Origin of the sequence: Kribbella sp. NPDC050281 (genome assembly GCF_040655855.1) — a bacterium.
Classification (GTDB): Bacteria; Actinomycetota; Actinomycetes; order Propionibacteriales; family Kribbellaceae; genus Kribbella.
In genome coordinates this window covers 47,832-64,370 of the sequence record NZ_JBFAKS010000011.1, presented here as the reverse complement: position 1 = coordinate 64,370, position 16,539 = coordinate 47,832, and the positions used below count along the sequence as shown (strand labels likewise).

15 protein-coding genes and 1 pseudogene are annotated in these 16,539 nt (G+C 68.9%); 10 read left to right on the top strand and 6 right to left on the bottom strand.

What is annotated here, in order from left to right:
* The 5 genes from AB0I34_RS14210 to AB0I34_RS14190 all read left to right on the top strand — a co-directional run bounded on the left by AB0I34_RS14210 (position 1) and on the right by AB0I34_RS14190 (position 4,803).
* The gene (locus AB0I34_RS14210) at positions 1-1,278 is read left to right on the top strand and encodes a VWA domain-containing protein (protein ID WP_360444855.1); all 1,278 of its coding nucleotides are present in this window, start codon (positions 1-3) and stop codon (positions 1,276-1,278) included.
* Positions 1,275-2,012, top strand: coding sequence for an FHA domain-containing protein (locus AB0I34_RS14205; RefSeq protein ID WP_360444852.1), 738 nt, complete (start codon positions 1,275-1,277; stop codon positions 2,010-2,012). Before AB0I34_RS14210 ends, AB0I34_RS14205 begins: the two co-directional genes overlap by 4 nt.
* 57 nt (positions 2,013-2,069) lie before the next feature.
* The gene (locus tag AB0I34_RS14200) at positions 2,070-2,759 is read left to right on the top strand and encodes a Crp/Fnr family transcriptional regulator (protein ID WP_360444849.1); all 690 of its coding nucleotides are present in this window, start codon (positions 2,070-2,072) and stop codon (positions 2,757-2,759) included.
* The gene (locus AB0I34_RS14195) at positions 2,671-3,540 is read left to right on the top strand and encodes an NADP-dependent oxidoreductase (protein ID WP_360444846.1); all 870 of its coding nucleotides are present in this window, start codon (positions 2,671-2,673) and stop codon (positions 3,538-3,540) included. Before AB0I34_RS14200 ends, AB0I34_RS14195 begins: the two co-directional genes overlap by 89 nt.
* A gap of 66 nt (positions 3,541-3,606) precedes the next feature.
* Positions 3,607-4,803, top strand: coding sequence for an epoxide hydrolase (locus tag AB0I34_RS14190; protein ID WP_360444843.1), 1,197 nt, complete (start codon positions 3,607-3,609; stop codon positions 4,801-4,803).
* 18 nt (positions 4,804-4,821) lie between these two features.
* On the opposite strand, the gene AB0I34_RS14185 is transcribed toward AB0I34_RS14190, so the two are convergent.
* Both AB0I34_RS14185 and AB0I34_RS14180 read right to left on the bottom strand, forming a co-directional pair.
* Entirely contained in the window at positions 4,822-5,277 is a 456-nt protein-coding gene (locus AB0I34_RS14185) for a hypothetical protein (RefSeq protein ID WP_360444840.1), read from the bottom strand.
* Between the two features lie 122 nt (positions 5,278-5,399).
* Entirely contained in the window at positions 5,400-6,332 is a 933-nt protein-coding gene (locus AB0I34_RS14180) for a GNAT family N-acetyltransferase (RefSeq protein WP_360444837.1), read from the bottom strand.
* Positions 6,333-6,546: 214 nt separating this feature from the next.
* On the opposite strand from AB0I34_RS14180, the gene AB0I34_RS14175 reads away from it, so the two are divergent.
* Together AB0I34_RS14175 and AB0I34_RS14170 are read left to right on the top strand one after the other, a co-directional pair.
* Positions 6,547-6,951, top strand: coding sequence for a ribonuclease (locus AB0I34_RS14175; RefSeq protein WP_360444834.1), 405 nt, complete (start codon positions 6,547-6,549; stop codon positions 6,949-6,951).
* Positions 6,952-7,024: 73 nt separating this feature from the next.
* A complete protein-coding gene (locus AB0I34_RS14170; RefSeq protein WP_360444831.1) occupies positions 7,025-8,008 on the top strand; it encodes a glycoside hydrolase family 6 protein in 984 nt (327 codons plus the stop codon).
* Between the two features lie 165 nt (positions 8,009-8,173).
* Here AB0I34_RS14170 and groL read toward each other — a convergent pair whose 3' ends face one another.
* Positions 8,174-9,799: a chaperonin GroEL gene (gene groL, locus AB0I34_RS14165; protein WP_360444828.1), complete on the bottom strand. Its 1,626-nt coding sequence runs from the start codon at positions 9,797-9,799 to the stop codon at positions 8,174-8,176.
* 233 nt (positions 9,800-10,032) lie between these two features.
* On the opposite strand from groL, the gene AB0I34_RS14160 reads away from it, so the two are divergent.
* The gene (locus AB0I34_RS14160) at positions 10,033-10,596 is read left to right on the top strand and encodes a hypothetical protein (RefSeq protein WP_360444825.1); all 564 of its coding nucleotides are present in this window, start codon (positions 10,033-10,035) and stop codon (positions 10,594-10,596) included.
* On the opposite strand, the gene AB0I34_RS14155 is transcribed toward AB0I34_RS14160, so the two are convergent.
* Positions 10,593-10,934 (bottom strand): MmcQ/YjbR family DNA-binding protein, encoded by a 342-nt coding sequence (locus AB0I34_RS14155; protein ID WP_360444822.1) that lies wholly within the window; start codon positions 10,932-10,934, stop codon positions 10,593-10,595. The two genes, AB0I34_RS14160 and AB0I34_RS14155, sit on opposite strands and share 4 nt — an antisense overlap.
* 158 nt (positions 10,935-11,092) lie before the next feature.
* Between AB0I34_RS14155 and AB0I34_RS14150 the strand changes: the two genes are divergently transcribed.
* A complete protein-coding gene (locus tag AB0I34_RS14150) occupies positions 11,093-11,425 on the top strand; it encodes a PspC domain-containing protein (RefSeq protein ID WP_360444819.1) in 333 nt (110 codons plus the stop codon).
* A gap of 169 nt (positions 11,426-11,594) precedes the next feature.
* The gene (locus AB0I34_RS14145) at positions 11,595-15,215 is read left to right on the top strand and encodes a S8 family serine peptidase (protein ID WP_360444816.1); all 3,621 of its coding nucleotides are present in this window, start codon (positions 11,595-11,597) and stop codon (positions 15,213-15,215) included.
* Positions 15,216-15,266: 51 nt separating this feature from the next.
* Here AB0I34_RS14145 and AB0I34_RS14140 read toward each other — a convergent pair whose 3' ends face one another.
* Together AB0I34_RS14140 and AB0I34_RS14135 are read right to left on the bottom strand one after the other, a co-directional pair.
* Complete coding sequence (locus tag AB0I34_RS14140; protein ID WP_360444813.1) at positions 15,267-16,232, bottom strand: glycerophosphodiester phosphodiesterase family protein; 966 nt, start codon at positions 16,230-16,232, stop codon at positions 15,267-15,269.
* 118 nt (positions 16,233-16,350) lie between these two features.
* A pseudogene (locus tag AB0I34_RS14135) lies at positions 16,351-16,518 on the bottom strand (lysoplasmalogenase family protein); the annotation flags it as partial.
* Between the last annotated feature and the right edge of the window lie 21 nt (positions 16,519-16,539).

Below are 16,539 nucleotides of genomic sequence, written 5' to 3'. Positions count from 1 at the left end.
ATGGCAGAGTTCTCCGCCACCGTCTACCAGAACGAGTTCCTGCCCGACGGCGGAACCGACGTACACGCGATCGTCACGGTGAACTGCAGCGGCGCCGGTGCGGCCGGGCAGTCCGGCAGCGGTGACGCCGGCGAGATCATCATCGTCGACACCTCCGGCTCGATGGGCGCCGACGGCGTCCGGGCCGCCGGGTTCGCCGCGCAGACCGCGCTCGACCAGATCCTCGACGGTGTCTGGTTCGCGGTGATCTCCGGCAACGACCGGGCCCAGCTGGCGTTCCCGCCGTCGCCGGAGCCGGTGATGGTCAAGATGGACCAGTTCACCCGGCAGGCGGCCAAGGACGCGGTGGCCCGGTTCTACGCCGATGGCGGGACGGCGATGGGCACCTGGCTGCGACTCGCGTCGCGGTTGTTCGCGACCGTACCGTCGCTGACCCAGAAGCACGCGATCCTGCTCACCGACGGCGAGAACCAGCACGAGACGCCCGAGGTACTGACCGAGACGATCAAAGCGGTCACCGGCCAGTTCCAGTGCGACACCCGCGGTGTCGGCGTGGCCTGGCAGGTCGACGAGGTACGGCGGATCGCTCAAGCGCTGCTCGGCACGGTCGACATCATCCCGGCGCCGGACCAACTCGCGGCCGAGTTCTCCAAGCTGATCCAGAATGCGATGAGCCGCGGTGTCGCACAGGCCGACCTACGGGTCTGGGCTCCGCAAGGTGCCGAGGTGCTGTTCGTCCGGCAGGTCGCGCCGACCGTCGAGGACCTGACGTCACGCCGTACGGTGATCAATCCGCTGACCGGGTCGTACCCGACCGGCTCGTGGGGTGACGAGTCGCGTGACTACCACGTGGCGATCCGGCTGGCCGCCAAGGGGATCGGGCAGGAGCAGCTGGCCGCCCGCGTGCAGCTGGTGATCGGTGACGACGTGGTCGCACAGGGCCTGGTCAAGGCGCTGTGGTCCGCGGACGAGGCGCTCACCACGCGGATCAGCCCCGAGGTCGCGCACTACACCGGGCAGACCGAGCTGGCGGACGCGATCCAGGAAGGCCTGGCCGCGAAGGCCGCCGGCGACACCGAGACCGCGACCACCAAGCTCGGCCGCGCGGTCCAGTTGGCCGCGCAGACCGGCAACGAGGAAGCGACGACCCGGCTGCGCAAGGTGGTCGACATCGACGACCAGGAGGCCGGGACCGTGCGGCTGAAGCGGACCGTCGAGAAGGCCGACGAGATGGCACTCGATACGGCCTCCACCAAGACCACCCGGGTGAAGAAATGACGACGGTCAACTGTCCGAGCGGACACCCGTCCACCTCGACCGACTACTGCGACGTCTGCGGTCTTCCGATCGGCACCGCGGCAACCCCGGCAGCGGCCTCGGTGCCGGCTCCGGCCGTCGCCGCGCCGGCGCCTGCGCCCGCTTCGGCCGCCCAGACCTGCCCGAACTGCTCGGAGCCGGCCGCCACGGACGCGTTGTTCTGCGAGAGCTGCGGCTACGACTTCACCACCGGCACCATGCCGCGCGCTGCCTCCTCACTCGACCTGTCCGCGCCTGGCGCGCCGGTGCCGCCGATGCCCCCGGCGCCGCCTGCCGAGGTCGCCGAATGGGTCGTTGAGCGGTGGGTCGATCCGGACTGGTACGCCGTACAGCAGAGCGACGACCCGTGTCCGTCGCCCGGCCTGCCGGTCGTGATCCCGCTGAACGACAAGAGCGTGCTGGTCGGCCGCCCATCCCGCAGCCGCGGCATCACGCCCGAGGTCGACTGCGGAGACGACACCGGCGTCAGCCGCCGGCAAGCGCAACTCACGACCGACGGTCAGCGTTGGTGGGTCGAGGACCTCCAGTCCTCGAACGGCACCTACGTAGGGCCTGCGTCCGGACCGCTTCCCGAGGACCCGATCTCCCCTGGGCAGCGACGTGAGCTGAACCCGGACGACCGCGTGTACGTCGGCGCCTGGACACGTCTCGTCGTCCGCAAGTCCACCCCGGAAGAAAAAGCCGGCCAAGCCTGAGGGTGCTCGTGCTCGCCTGGCTTGTCGGGTGCGGCGGGTGGGTGGTGTTGTGAACGCATGAGTGAATTCGAGCGCTTCCTGGCTCAGCTCCCGGCGGCCGAGGCGGCGCGCGGTCGCGAGGTGTTCCGGCCTGCGCGGGTCGAACGCGGTGAGCTGATGGTCCGGGCCGGCGACCGGCCCGACCGGGTCGGATTCGTCGAGCGAGGGCTCTTCCGGCTGTATGCCTCCGACCCGGCGGGGACCGAGCGGACGATGGGATTCCGTGCGGAGGGCGAGCTTGTCTGCGCCTACAGCGCGGCGCTGCGCAAGGAGGCCTCGCAGCTCACGATCGAGGCGCTCGAGCCGGCCGAGCTCATGGTCGCCCCGCGGTCCGGATACGACGCGATGGTCGCGGCGAACCCGGGCTGGCAGCGGCTCGTCGCCCGGCTCACCGAGGAGCTCTACCTTCGCGTCGAACAGCGGCAGAGCGAGCTGCTGCTGACCGACGCGACCGCACGGTACCGGCAGTTCCTGGCCGACCACGGCGCCCTCGCGACCCGGCTGACGCAGCGCCAGATCGCGTCGTACGTCGGTGTCACACCCGAGGCCCTGAGCCGGATCCGGCGGCGATTGATCTCGATCAACGACGACCGGCCCGGCAGTGCCTACGGTCGGGAACATGACGACGATGCGCGTGATGGCGACCGATCGAGTCGGCCCCGGAGCGGCCCTTCGGCCGCACGCCCTTCCGGTGAGGCGACCGGCTGACGGCGAGGTCCTGATCAAGGTCATGGCCGCGGCGGTCAACCAGGCCGACCTCGGCATGGTGGCCGGGAACTACCGCTGGTACGACGAACTCCGGCTGCCGCTCGTCCCCGGTTACGACGTGGCCGGTGTGGTCGAGGCGGGCGACTGGGAGGCCGGGGCCGCGGTGATCGCGAGCACCGGTCATTCCCGGACGCAGGTCGGCGGCTATGCAGAGTACGTGACGCTCCCGGCAGGACACGTGGCCGCGGCGCCGGCGAACCTGGACTGGGTCGAGGCCGCCACGCTGCCGCTGGCCGCACTCACCGCACACCAGGCGCTGGACCTCCTCGATCTCGGGGCCGGCCAGACGCTCTTGGTCAACGGAGCGCGTGGTGCGGTCGGACGGTTCGCGGCCGAACTCGCTGTCGCTCGGGGAATCACCGTCCACACGCCGGACTCGACGACCACGCCCGCGCCCGCCTCGGCCGACGCCGCCCTGGACGTCGTCGGCGGCCCGCGGGCCCGTGCGGCGTTCGGGGCTGTCCGCGACGGTGGCAGGTATGTCACGGCAGTCCCGGAGTTCTGGGTCCCCGGCGGTCAATTCACCCCGGCGCGTGGCATCGAGCCCACAATCGTCCGGGCCGAGCCCGACGGCCGGCGCCTGGATGGGATCGCGCGTGCCGCCGACGCCGGCCGCATCACCACGACCGTCGCCAAGACCCTCGCCCTCACCGAAGCCGCCGCTGCCCTTGACCTGCTGAGAGCAGGAGGCGTCCGCGGCAAGCTGGTCCTGATCCCCTGATCTTCTTCTTCAGAAGGTCTTCTATTGCGGAAGGGAACTCGCCGCAATGGTTCGTAGCGTGGGGGTATGACGACGAACACGGACATCAGGCCCTTCCGGATCGAGATTCCGCAGGCGGAGGTGGATGACCTCAAGGCGCGGCTGACCAACGCACGATGGCCCGCGACGCCGCCGGTGGACGACTGGAGCCGCGGGGTTCCTGTCAGCTACCTGAAGGAGCTGGCCGAGTACTGGGCCAACGACTACGACTGGCGGGCCGCCGAGGCTGCGCTGAACGAGATTCCGCAGTTCACGACCGAGATCAACGGTCAGCGGATCCACTTCTTCCACCAGCGGTCCGCGTCGCCGGATGCGTTGCCGCTGATCCTGACCCACGGGTGGCCGGGGTCGCCGGTGGAGTTCCAGCAGATGATCGGGCGGCTGACCGATCCGGCGGCGTACGGCGGTGATCCGGCTGACGCGTTCCACGTCGTCGTACCGTCGCTGCCTGGCTACGGGTTCTCCACTCCCCTCGGACCCGGTGGATTCAACCTGTTCGGGGTAGCGCAGATGTGGGCCGAGCTGATGAGCCGGCTCGGGTACGAGCGGTACGGCGCCCACGGCACGGATGCCGGATCGGGTGTTGCGGGGATGCTGGCGATGGTGGATCCGGCGCACGTGGTCGGCGTACACCTGGCGGGAGTTACCGCGGGTACGCCGTTTGGGGACCCGTTGCCGCTGGACGGGTTGTCGGAGTCGGACCGAGCGCGGGCTGAGCGGTTCAACACGATGCTGGACGAGGGCTTCGGTTACCTGGTGCTGCAGTCGACGCGGCCGCAGACGCTGGCGTACTCGCTGAACGACTCGCCGATCGGGCAGCTCGCCTGGATCGTGGAGAAGTTCGCGGAGTGGACCGACCCGATCCACCCGCTGCCGACCGAGGCGGTCGACCGGGATCAGTTGCTGACCAACATCAGCCTGTACTGGTTCACCGGTTCCGGCGCATCGTCGGCACATGCGGTGTACGACGGCATGCGGGCCTGGAAGGCGATGGTCGCGCAGCAGGCACAAGGTGATTCGGAAGGCTGGGGTGGCCACGAGGTCAGCGGGCCTCCGACCGGAGTCGCGGTGTTCGGTGCCGAGAGCGCGATCCGCGGCCTGGCGGACCCGGCCGGCAAGATCGAGCACTGGAACGAGTACGAGCGCGGCGGCCACTTCGCCGCGATGGAGGTCCCCGACCTCCTGACCTCCGACCTGCAATCGTTCTTCACACCACTTCGCTGAAGCAGCTGGAAGACGCCTTCAGTTGCCGGGCTGGGCCTCGTGGGTCCAGCCCGGCGACGGCTTGAAGCAGAGCCATTCGACGACGGCGGAGCCGACCACGATCGGGAGCACCCAGGACCAGGCCTGATGCGGCAGGCTCACCACCACAATCGCTGTCCACAAGGCGATCCAGCCACCGCCGTAGCCGCGCAGCACACCGCGGTACCACAGTCCGCCGGGTGCTTCGGCGGCCCGCTGGCCGAGGTACACGAACAGGTACGTCGCGACCGAGATCGGCCAGAACACCCACAACTGCGACCAGTCGTACGGCACCAGCACGAGTGCGGTCAGGCAGACCACTGCGATCGCCCAGTGGTAGACCTCACCGGCCCAGGTCAGCCCATGCCGCCGCAACGTGAGCACGATCGCGAGCGGGCCGAACACCACCGCCACCACTCCCGCGACGACGTGCAGGATGAGCGCGATGTCACGCATCGCCGGGCCTCCCTGACTCCGGGCAGGCACCGGGGCTCTCTGACATGTCAGGGAGCATAGGGGCCGGAACGGCGGCCGTCTGCCCCTCGGCTCACCCAGTTGGGAGCGCCGAGGGGCAGCGCTCAGACCTCCGGGAAGGACAGGACTCTGCGGACCGCGAAGTTCCGGTATCCCAAGCGTTCGAAGCTCTTGGCCATCGGGACGTTGCCGAAGTCGGTGTCCGCGCGGATGTGTTCGGCGCCGGTCTCGGCCAGCAGGTGGGTGATCTCGGCAAGCAAGTCATCGATGTACCCGTGCCCCCGGTGCTCGGGCACCACACCCAGGTAGCCGACGACCGGGCCGCCCGCATTGGCCGACGGGATCGCGAACCCGATCAGCTTGCCGTCGGCGTCGTACGCGAGCCGCCACCAACTCCGCTCACCCGGCATCGACTTGTACACGGCGAGGTCGTCGCGGGCCGCGCCCTCGACCCCGAGCCGGGCGATCTCCCGCGCGGTCGCGGCGTCGAGACTGCCTTCACTGACGCGGGCGAACACCTGGACGAACGCCTCGTCATCGGCCGGTTCGAACCGCACTCGGGTAGACCGCTCAGGCAGTCCGTACTCCGGCTTCCACTCGTACCGCAGCCGGTCGGTGATCTGAGTCAGCCCGACCGCGGCGACCGCACGCGAGCGCGGCTCCAGCGCGGCGACGACGTCGGGCTGGTCCTGCCAGTCGCTGTCCAGGAAGAAGTGGTACTCCGGCGGCTCGGCATCGGCCGGCCGTGCCTTGATGCCTTGCTCGATCAGCGCCGTCCAGACCGGCACCGGGTCGCCGTCGCCGGCGTAGTACAGGCCGTCGATGCTGAACGGGTGGTCCTCGTCGGGCGCGCCCCACCAGATGGCGAGCGCCTGGATCTCGCCGTTCTCCTCGGCGACCCAGGTCCAGTCGTCGCGATACATGCCCTCGGCAACGTACTCGCCGTAGCGCTCGGCCGTCACGGTGTTGACGGACTTCTGCTCGATCAGAGTGCGGATGGTGTCGAGGTCAGCCTCGACGATGGTGCGGATGGTCACAGATCCTCCAGCAGGAGGCGCGCTTCCGCTCAGTGCGAGCTGTGCGAGCGGATCGGTCGCGCCGGGAAACAAGTCGGTGTGCTCATCGGTCGCTCCTTCCGCTGCGGAATGTACTCTCGCCGGGCCAGACACTAGAGCCAGTACGGGGTCATAGTCCAACTGTTATTCACAGTTGGGATGTACCGCGGTCGCCTGAGCAGGGAAGCCTCCGGGCATGAGAACCCTCATCGCCGCCCTCACCCTCGTCGCCGCGACCACCCTCGGCTCCACGGCGTACGCCGTACCGACGCACTCCCAGACCGTCCCTGCGCAGTCCGTCGCCGCTGTTCCGGACTGTGCGCTCAGTTCGTTGCCGTCGCAGGCTTCCGACACGCTCGAACTCATCCACTCCGGTGGGCCGTTCCCGTACAGCCAGGACGGCACCGTGTTCCAGAACCGGGAAGGCATCCTGCCGGACGAGTCGACCGGCTACTACCACGAGTACACCGTCAAGACGCCTGGATCGCCCGACCGCGGCGCGCGCCGGCTGATCGGTGGCGGCGCGACCACCGACCCCGCGCAGGTCTACTACACCGCCGACCACTACGCGTCGTTCTGCGAGGTCGACGAAGAGAGCTAGTCCCCACCTGCGACGGTACTGTCGTCGACACGTTGAGTAACCATCCCGCCCCTGACGGAAGGACTCATCCTCGATGTCGACCTTGCGCACGGTCGTGATCGGCCTGCTCGCCGTCGGACTGGTCGCCGGCGGCCGGCCCGCACCCGGGCTGGCCGTCGCGACCGGCAACCCACTCAAGCTGACCAGCGGTTTCTTCGTCGATCCGGATTCCAGCGCGGCCGGCTACGTACGACGGCACCCAGGTGCGACCGAGATCAAGACCAGGATCGCAGACCAGGCGGGTGCGCGGTGGTTCGGTCGTACGAGCGGTGACGTCAAGCAGGCCGTGACGGCGTACACCGCGGCCGCCGACACGCTGGACAAGCTGCCGGTGCTTGTCGCGGGCAACGTCCCGGGCCGCGACTGCGGTGGTCGCTGGAGTAGTGGGGCCGAGTCGCCGTCGGCGTACCGGACCTGGATCAGCCAGTTCTCCGACGGGATCGGTGCCCGGCCGGCGATCGTGGTGATTGAGCCGGACGCGCTGGCACGGCTCGACTGCCTGTCGAGGAAGGACCGGCCGGCGCGGATCGCGCTGCTCAAGTACGCCGCCAACCAGTTCGCGACGAAGAACCCGAACACCTGGGCCTACATGGACGCCGGTACGGCGACCACGCTCGAGACCAAGGAGATGGCACGGCGGCTGCGGCTGGTCGACATCGGCAAGATCCGCGGCTTCGCGCTGAACACGTCGAACTACTACACGACCGAGGAATCCGCGGCGAGGGGCACCGCGATCAAGGCGGCGCTTGGCGGCGCCGGTGAGTTCGTCATCGACACCAGCCGCAACGGCAACGGCTCCAACGGCACCTGGTGCAACCCCACCGGCCGAAAGCTGGGCGCCCCGCCGCAGGTTGGCGCCGCACCAGACGAGTCCAGCCCGACAACCGGCACCCCCGCCGATCTGCTGCTCTGGCTCACCACACCCGGAACCTCCGACGGGCTCTGCGGACTCACCCCAACCGTCCCCCTCGGCACCTTCTCCCCCGTCCTCGCCACCCACCTGATCACCGGCACCTGACCCACAACGGAAAGCGGTCCCGGGTCGGAACCCGGGACCGCCTTTGTCCTGCCGTGCGCTGTCGGACCTCCCCACACCCACAACCCCCCACCCACAACGGAAAGCGGTCCCGGGTGGGGACCCGGGACCGCCTTTGTCCTGCTGTGTGCTGTCGGACTTCCTAGCTCAGAAGTCCATGCCGCCCATGTCGGGCGCGCCACCCGGAGCGGCCGAGGCCTTCTCCGGCTTGTCGGCGATGACGGCCTCGGTCGTGAGGAACAGGGCCGCGATCGACGCCGCGTTCTGCAGCGCCGAACGAGTCACCTTGGCCGGGTCGATGATGCCGGTCGCGATCAGGTCGACGTACTCGCCGGTCGCGGCGTTCAGGCCGTGTCCGGTCGGGAGGTTGCGGACCTTCTCCACCACGACGCCGCCCTCGAGGCCGGCGTTGATCGCGATCTGCTTCAGCGGGGCCTCGACGGCGTGGCGCACGATCTGCGCTCCGGTCGCCTCGTCACCCTCGAGCTCCAGCTTCTCGAACGCCGCCACGGACGCCTGCAGCAGAGCCACGCCACCACCGGCGACGATGCCCTCCTCGACGGCCGCCTTCGCGTTGCGAACGGCGTCCTCGATGCGGTGCTTGCGCTCCTTCAGCTCGACCTCGGTGGCCGCGCCGACCTTGATCACCGCAACGCCACCGGCCAGCTTGGCCAGCCGCTCCTGCAGCTTCTCGCGGTCGTAGTCGGAGTCCGACTTCTCGATCTCGGCGCGGATCTGGTTCACCCGGCCGGAGATCTGGTCGGCGTCACCCTCGCCCTCGACGATGGTCGTCTCGTCCTTGGTGACGACGATCTTGCGGGCCTGGCCGAGCAGCTCCAGGTCGACGGAGTCCAGCTTGAGGCCGACCTCCTCCGAGATGACCTCGCCACCGGTGAGGACGGCGATGTCGACCAGCATGGCCTTGCGGCGGTCACCGAAGCCCGGCGCCTTGACGGCGACGGCCTTGAAGGTGCCCTTGATCTTGTTGACGACCAGGGTGGCCAGCGCCTCGCCCTCGATGTCCTCGGCGATGATGGCCAGGGCCTTGCCGGTCTGCATGACCTTCTCCAGCACCGGGACCAGGTCCTTGATGCTCGAGATCTTGCTGTTGACGATCAGGATGTACGGGTCGTCCAGGACCGCTTCCATCCGCTCCGTGTCAGTCACGAAGTACGGCGAGATGTAGCCCTTGTCGAAGCGCATACCCTCGGTGAGCTCGAGCTCGAGGCCGAAGGTGTTGCTCTCCTCGACGGTGATGACGCCTTCCTTGCCGACCTTGTCCATCGCCTCGGCGATGATCTGGCCGACCTGGTTGTCAGCGGCCGAGATGGACGCGGTCGACGCGATCTGCTCGCGGGTCTCGACGTCCTTGGCCAGCTTGAGCAGCTGCTCGCTGACCGCCTCGGTCGCCTTCTCGATGCCCTTCTTCAGGCCCATCGGGTTGGCGCCGGCGGCGACGTTGCGCAGTCCCTCGCGGACGAGAGCCTGAGCCAGCACGGTGGCGGTGGTAGTGCCGTCACCCGCGACGTCGTCGGTCTTCTTGGCAACTTCCTTGACGAGCTCGGCCCCGATCTTCTCGTACGGGTCCTCGAGCTCGATCTCCTTGGCGATGGAGACACCGTCGTTGGTGATCGTGGGGGCGCCCCACTTCTTCTCCAGGACGACGTTGCGGCCCTTCGGGCCAAGCGTCACCTTGACGGCATCGGCGAGGGTGTTCATACCCCGCTCGAGGCCGCGGCGCGCCTCTTCGTTGAAAGAAATCAGCTTGGGCATTCTCCGCGAGTCCTCCCGCGTCGAGTCTTGGTGGTTCAGCCGGCCGGATGCCCGCGACGGACGGCACCGGCAGCGCAGCGGTCACGTCCCGCCACAGTCCCAGCACCTCATCGAGGCCGTCTTCTGTCCCACTCCACGAGCACGAGCATTATCACTCTCACCCATGGAGTGCTAACCAAGTATTAGCACTCGCCCCAAACGAGTGCAAGCCAGGTCCTCGCTACCGTATGCGCATGGTGGAGGTGCGACCGGCGGGTCCGGACTCGTGGCGGGACGTGGCAACGGTGATGGGTGAGCGCGGCGATCCGTCGCGCTGCCTGTGCCAGTATTTCCGCCTCCGCGGCCGTGCCTGGTCCGACGCCACCCCGGACGAGAATCGCCAGGGCTTGCGCTCCCAGGTGTGTCACGGTGAGCGACCACCCGGCGTCCTTGCGTACGACGGCCATACACCGATCGGCTGGTGTGCAGTCGCCCCACGCACGTCGTACCCACGGGTCGTGGCCTCACCCCACTGGCGGACGGACCACCCCGACTCGTGGGTGGTCACCTGCTTCGTCGTACCGGTCGGGAAGCGCCGGAAGGGCGTTGCGGGTGAACTGGCGGCCGGCGCCGTCGCCATGGCCCGCGAGTACGCCGCTCCGTCCGTGGAGGGCTGCGCGGTCGACACCACACTGGCCGACCGCACTCCGTCAGCGGATCTCTACCGCGGCCCGCTGTCCGTCTTCCTGGACGCCGGCTTCACCGAGGTCAGCCGCACCAGCCCGCAGTGGGTCCTGGTCCGCAAGCTCCTCGACTAGACCTTGGACTCGAGTTGGGCGACCAGGAACTTCGGTGCGGTCAGGCGCCAGGCCTCGGTGATCAACTCCTGCACCTCGTCGTCGTCAGCCGCGGCCAGGTCGATCTCCAGCCAGGCGAACCGGCCGCCCTCCCAGGAAGGTGAGTAGACCTCTGGGTTCTCCGCGACCAGCGCCTGTTGCTCCTCGCGGAGCGCCTTGAGCATCAGCCTGCTCTCGTCCTCGGACATGTAGGCGAAACCCTTCTTGCGGACCTTGAAGGCCGGCTGGCCGGCCCAGCCCTCGTGCTCCTCCGTCCCCGGCAACCCCTGCATCACCTTCAGCACCGTCTGCGCGTCCATCCCCCGACGGTAAATGCGGCCACCGACAGTCCGAACGTCCGCTGATCCGGGCCGAAAGTGGTAAGGGCCGCCGGGTCAGGGACACCGGGGTCAGGCCAGGGGTCGGGTCGGTACCGATCCTGATGTGGCGGACCGCCTCCGGGCGGGAGAGTAGAGCCATGACGAACTCCAACGCACCGTTCCAGAACCTTTCCGGCAAGGTCCTCCGCCGGTCCCAGTCCCAGCGGATGCTGTCGGGTGTCTCCGGCGGGCTCGCGGAGTACTTCAACATCGACGTGACCCTGGTCCGCCTCACCATCGTCGGCCTGACCCTGATCACCGGCGGCACCGCGCTGCTCGGCTACGCGGTCGCGTGGATCGTGATCCCCGAGGCCGACGGCAAGGCGGTCTGGCAGAACGTCCAGCAGTCCGTGAACCAGCCCAACTCCCCCGAGGCCGACATCGCCTCCCGCATCTACGACGACAACAACAGCAAGCCCCCGGCGGCGTGACCACCCCTGCGCCGTACCCCGGCGCAGCCACCCCCGGACGCAGCGCGGCAGGGTGACCACAACCACCGTCACCCTGCCGCCCTGCATCGGCGACCGACTCCCGTCATGACGAGTTCTCGCCAGCCGGATCGATTGCCGGTATCCCTCCGGGCTCCTTACGTTCCAAAGCGTGCTCCCACGACTACTTCCCGCCGTCGCCCTCGCCGGATCGCTGGCCCTCGCGCCAGTGACAGCAACCGGCAGCGCCGCGGCCGCGCCAACCGCCGCGCACGAACCGTCAGCCGCGGTCACCAGGACTGACCTGGTCACACTGGTGACCGGTGACGTCGTACGCCTCGACACCCTGGCAGACGGCAAGCAGCAAGCCACCGTCGTCACCACCGCGCCCGGCAGCTCCAACGCCGGCACCCACACCTATCTCCAGGACGGCGACGTGTACGTCGAGCCGGCCTCGGCGCTGGACCTGATGGCCGCCGGCAAACTCGACCGGCGGCTCTTCGACGTCAGCGCCCTCGTGCGCCAGGGGTACGGCGACAACGACCGGAGCACGCTTCCGCTGATCGTCTCGTACCGCACCGGCGCGACCTTCAAGGCAGTCAGCCAGCCGAAGGACGCCAAGACCGGCTTCCTCGCCGACATCCAGAAGCGGCCCGACGTCGAGAAGGTGTGGCTGGACGCCCGCACGCGGCCGGTCGGCACGCCGCTCACCAAAGGCACCAAGGACTCCGCTGCGACGAAGACCACCAGCGCGTACGACGGAACAGGTTCCCTGATCGCGGTCCTGGACACCGGCATCGACGCGTCTCACCCGGACTTCGCCGGCCGGATCGACCTGACCCGCGACTTCACCGGCGGCAACGACACCACCGATCGGTTCGGCAGTGGCACACACTCCGCGTCGCTCGCCGCCGGCAGCGGCGCCGCGTCCGACGGGCAGTACGCCGGTGCCGCCCCGGGCGCTCACCTCGCGGTCGGCAAGGTCTTCGACGACACCGGTGCCGGCTACGAGTCCTGGGCCATCGCCGGGTTGCAGTGGGCAGTGGACTCGGGGGCCGACGTCATCGACGTCAACGTCGCCGGCAGCATCACCCGTGGCGAGGATCCGCTGACCCAGGCGGTCGACGACCTCGGCCGGCAGTCCGACGCCCTGTTCGTCGTACCGACGAGCTCCAAGAGCTATGCCGAACCAGGGACGACGAACGTGGTCGCACCCGGTGCGGCTCCAGCCGCCCTCACCGTCGGCGGCACCAACCATGGCAACTGGTGGGACCGGGCGAGGCACGGCGTCATGGCAGACCGCGGGGCCATCAAGCCTGAGCTCGTCGCACCGGCGTTCGGCGTCATCGGCGCCTACCCGGGTGGCGGTTACGCGTCTGCTGCCAGCACCTCTGCCTCTGCTGCGTACGCCGCCGGTGCGGCTGCCGTCCTTCACCAGGAGCACCCGGAGTGGTCGCCGGGCTTGCTCAAGGCAACCCTTGCCTCCAGCGCCGATCCGGTCGAACGCAGCACGGCATTCACCGTGGGCGCAGGAGCGGTCGACCTCGCTCGGGCCACTGCCCAGCAGATCAGTGTCGACCAAGGCGTGGTGAGCTTCGGGCACATCACTCGGCCCTACCGCGCCGACCAACTGCGGCAGCAGAAGACGCTGACCTATCAGAACCACTCCGAGACTGCGGTGACCCTCGATCTGGCCACCGACCTGCCCGGCGTGACCGTCACACCGGCCACGACCACCATCGCGGCGGGCGCATCGGCCGACGTCACGCTGAAGCTGGATGCGACCGCACTGGTGGCCGACGAGTACAGCGGACGGGTCACCGCGACCGGTTCCGGCGTAGAGCTTGCGACGACCGTCGGCTTCGTCAAGCAGGACGACACCGTCGACGTGACCATCCGCATGCTCGACCGGAACGGCAAGCCGGCGAGCGGCCGGGCTCGCGTCGCGCCGTACCAGGAGGCCGACGGACGGTACTACGCGGAGGAGCTGCTGTTCTCACCGAACCAGAAGGAGTGGACGCTGCGGCTGCCTGAGGGCAACTACAACGTCTTCGGCCTCATCACCACACCGGACGGCTCCGGCGACACGACGTCAGAGATCAGCATCGTCGGACTGCCCAAGATGTCCGCCCACGCGCCGAACTACACCGTCACGCTCGATGCCCGCACGGCGAGGCCGATGACCCTGACGACCTCGAAGCCGTCGGCGCCGCACTCCGTCTCGGTGCGGTGGAACCGGGGCGATCCGGGCGACACCCACGCGATCTACGACGAGTGGGCGACCGACATGACCACGGGCACGCCGCTGCGGCTGTCCATGTCACCGACCGAGCGGGTGACGGATGCGGGCTTCTCGGTCATGACGACGTGGGACTCCGGCGTGCCGCTGCTGCAGGCGCGGTCCGGTGGAGGGCGGGTGAGCGCGTCGTACGCCGGAGGTCCACTCACCGACGGGAAGCGCCGGTACCGGCTGGTCGACGCCGACGCCGAACCGAAACAGGTGGCCGGTGCGGTGGCGCTGATCCAGCAGCCAGGAGACCGGTCGGTCGACGAGGTGGTCCAGCAGTTGACCGACGCCGGAGCAGTCGCTGTTGCCGTCTACCCCGTGCACACCGCGGACCTGGTTCCGCACCTCTACGGTCCCGGTGTCGTGACGATGGCGCTGTCGCGGTCCGACGGTCTCGAGTTGCGGTCCGAAGCCCGCAGCCCGTGGGCGTGGATGGAGCTGACCGAGACACCGCGTTCGCCGTACGCGTACGACGTGAGCTTCGTCGAGAAGGGTCAGGTCGGGCGCGATCTGTCCTACCGCTCGTCCGACCTGGCGACGGTCACGACCCGGATCTACTCCTCCGGGACCGGCGAAGCGGGAGCCGGCTGGGTCCTGAACCAGCACTCGGACACGTCCTGCGGCTGTTCCACGTCGCCTGTCGAGGACTGGGTTCCGACGACCGGTTACACGCGGACCCAGTACGTGACGGCCGACCGGGACGTGAAGGCGACGACGGCCTGGGAGTTCTACGCCAAGAAGACCCTCGTCCGGCCGCGGGAGTTCCCGACGTACCGTCCGGGTGAGCACGCCGATCTGGAGTTCCTCAAGGCGCCGTACTCACCTGGGGTCGCAGCCGGCGCCCGGAACGACAGCCAGGGCACCACCAACCGGCGGGGCGACGTCATCGACTTCGACTACGCGCCGTTCACCGACGCCGCCGGGAACTGGGCGCGGTCGCTGCCTGGCACCTCGGTGAACACCACGCTGTACGCCGACGACACCGAGGTCTACAACAGCGGCTTCACGGTCGGCAACGTGCCGGTCCCGGCAACCTCCAGCCGCTATCGGCTCGTGTCCGACGTGGCCAACAACCGCAGTGTCGTCGGACTGACGACCAACGCCCACACCGAGTGGACGTTCGGTTCGACAACCGTCGCAGCGGGCAGCAAGGTCCTACCGCTGCTCGACGTCGACTACACCGACGTCACCGACGCCCGCTCCGGCCACACCGCCCTCGACCTCGCCAACACCGCACGCCTCGGTCAGCGCGTCTCGCTCAACCTGTCGGTCGGCCACCAGCCCGGCGCCACCGCAGACCCGATCCGCTCCCTGACCGTCGAAGTCTCCACCGACGAGGGCGCCACCTGGCAACCCACCTCGATCCGCAACCTCCACAACGGCCGCTACCAGGCCACCTACACCCACCCCCACAAGGGCCAGTCCGTATCCCTACGCATCCACTCCACCGACACCGACAACAACGCCATCACCCAGACCCTCACCAACGCCTACAACCTCCGCTGACCCCCGACCAGGCGGCAGGGTGAGAGCCCCCACCCTGCCGCCTCCCCTTTGTTAGACGTTCAACGCCGTTTGTTTGAGGGTGGCGGTGGCTATGTCGGGGTGGTCGGCGAAGACGCCTTGGATGCCCAGGGTGGCGAAGCGGCAGAGTTCGGCGGGGAGGTCGAGGGCCGTGGGGAGGAAGCGGCGTTCGGCCCGGAAGGTCCAGATCTGGACGTTCAGGCCGAGGCGGTGGGACTGGTCGACCAGTCGGGTCGGCTCACCCAGGTTGCCCGCCGCGGTGCGCGGGATGACCAGATCCTTGTGCGGCGCCAGCACCTGCGCGTACGTCGACACCTCGCGCAGCCCAGCCGGCTCGATCAGGTCCGCGAAGGTGCGGCCGTCGCCAGTACGGCGGAAGTCGTTCGGGGCACCGTCTGCATCTACCAGTTGCACCAGCGGCACCCGGGTCATCACCGACAACCGCCGCAGGCTGGTCGGCTCGAAGGACTGCACCATGATCTCGTCGTCGCGCAGCCGCAGGGCCAGGATCCGCTCGGTCAGCAGCTCCTCCAGCGGCAGTCCGAGCCGCCGGAAGTACGCCGGGTGCTTGATCTCCGGGATCACGCCGATCGGTCGTCCGTACCGGAGCGACTCCTCCCGGGCCAGCGCCACCACGTCGTCGAAGGTGGGGATCTCCTCGTGCCCGTCGTACGCCGTGTTGGCCGCGCGCAGCTCGGGCATCCGCTCCCGCGTCCGCAGTGTCCGCAGCTCGTCGTAGGTGAAGTCCTCCACGAACCAGCCGGTGACGGCGGTCCCGTCGACGATCTTGGTGATCCTCCGGTCCGCGAACACCGGGTGGTCCGCGACGTCCGTCGTACCGGAGATCTCGTTCTCGTGCCGGCAGACCAGGACGCCGTCGAGAGTGGCGACCAGGTCGGGTTCCAGATAGTCGGCCCCCTGGGCCGCAGCCAGGCGGTACGCCGCCGGCGTGTGTTCCGGGCGGTAGCCACTCGCTCCCCGATGCGCGATCACCAGCATGAATCCAGGACAGGCGGCGGACATGGCCCGTCGGGAACTCGTTGCCCAACGCAAGGTGAAGGTCTTTCGATGCGCGGGCAGATACGAAAGCCGCACCGACCGTCACCAATTGAGCGAGCAGGAGCGCCAGCGCACCGGCCCAGAAGACGATGTACGCCGCGAGCACAACAGGCGACCGGTGCGTCGTACGGCGGGTGAACAGCACGATGTAGCAGACATGTGCCACGCCGAACACGGCCTTACCCGGCAGTCGCCCGCGGGGTTCACAGACGCGATTAATTCGCATGCGGCTGTCGGTGGTGACGCC

Bases quoted from the DNA above. Each gene is read 5' to 3' on its own strand.
- AB0I34_RS14200 (WP_360444849.1), top strand. From the start codon at position 2,070: ATGAGTGAATTCGAGCGCTTCCTGGCTCAGCTCCCGGCGGCCGAGGCG.
- AB0I34_RS14210 (WP_360444855.1), top strand. From the start codon at position 1: ATGGCAGAGTTCTCCGCCACCGTCTACCAGAACGAGTTCCTGCCCGAC.
- AB0I34_RS14185 (WP_360444840.1), bottom strand. From the start codon at position 5,277: ATGCGTGACATCGCGCTCATCCTGCACGTCGTCGCGGGAGTGGTGGCG.
- AB0I34_RS14170 (WP_360444831.1), top strand. From the start codon at position 7,025: ATGTCGACCTTGCGCACGGTCGTGATCGGCCTGCTCGCCGTCGGACTG.
- AB0I34_RS14155 (WP_360444822.1), bottom strand. From the start codon at position 10,934: ATGGACGCGCAGACGGTGCTGAAGGTGATGCAGGGGTTGCCGGGGACG.
- AB0I34_RS14175 (WP_360444834.1), top strand. From the start codon at position 6,547: ATGAGAACCCTCATCGCCGCCCTCACCCTCGTCGCCGCGACCACCCTC.
- AB0I34_RS14195 (WP_360444846.1), top strand. From the start codon at position 2,671: ATGACGACGATGCGCGTGATGGCGACCGATCGAGTCGGCCCCGGAGCG.
- AB0I34_RS14150 (WP_360444819.1), top strand. From the start codon at position 11,093: ATGACGAACTCCAACGCACCGTTCCAGAACCTTTCCGGCAAGGTCCTC.
- AB0I34_RS14205 (WP_360444852.1), top strand. From the start codon at position 1,275: ATGACGACGGTCAACTGTCCGAGCGGACACCCGTCCACCTCGACCGAC.
- AB0I34_RS14140 (WP_360444813.1), bottom strand. From the start codon at position 16,232: ATGCTGGTGATCGCGCATCGGGGAGCGAGTGGCTACCGCCCGGAACAC.
- AB0I34_RS14190 (WP_360444843.1), top strand. From the start codon at position 3,607: ATGACGACGAACACGGACATCAGGCCCTTCCGGATCGAGATTCCGCAG.
- groL (WP_360444828.1), bottom strand. From the start codon at position 9,799: ATGCCCAAGCTGATTTCTTTCAACGAAGAGGCGCGCCGCGGCCTCGAG.
- AB0I34_RS14160 (WP_360444825.1), top strand. From the start codon at position 10,033: ATGGTGGAGGTGCGACCGGCGGGTCCGGACTCGTGGCGGGACGTGGCA.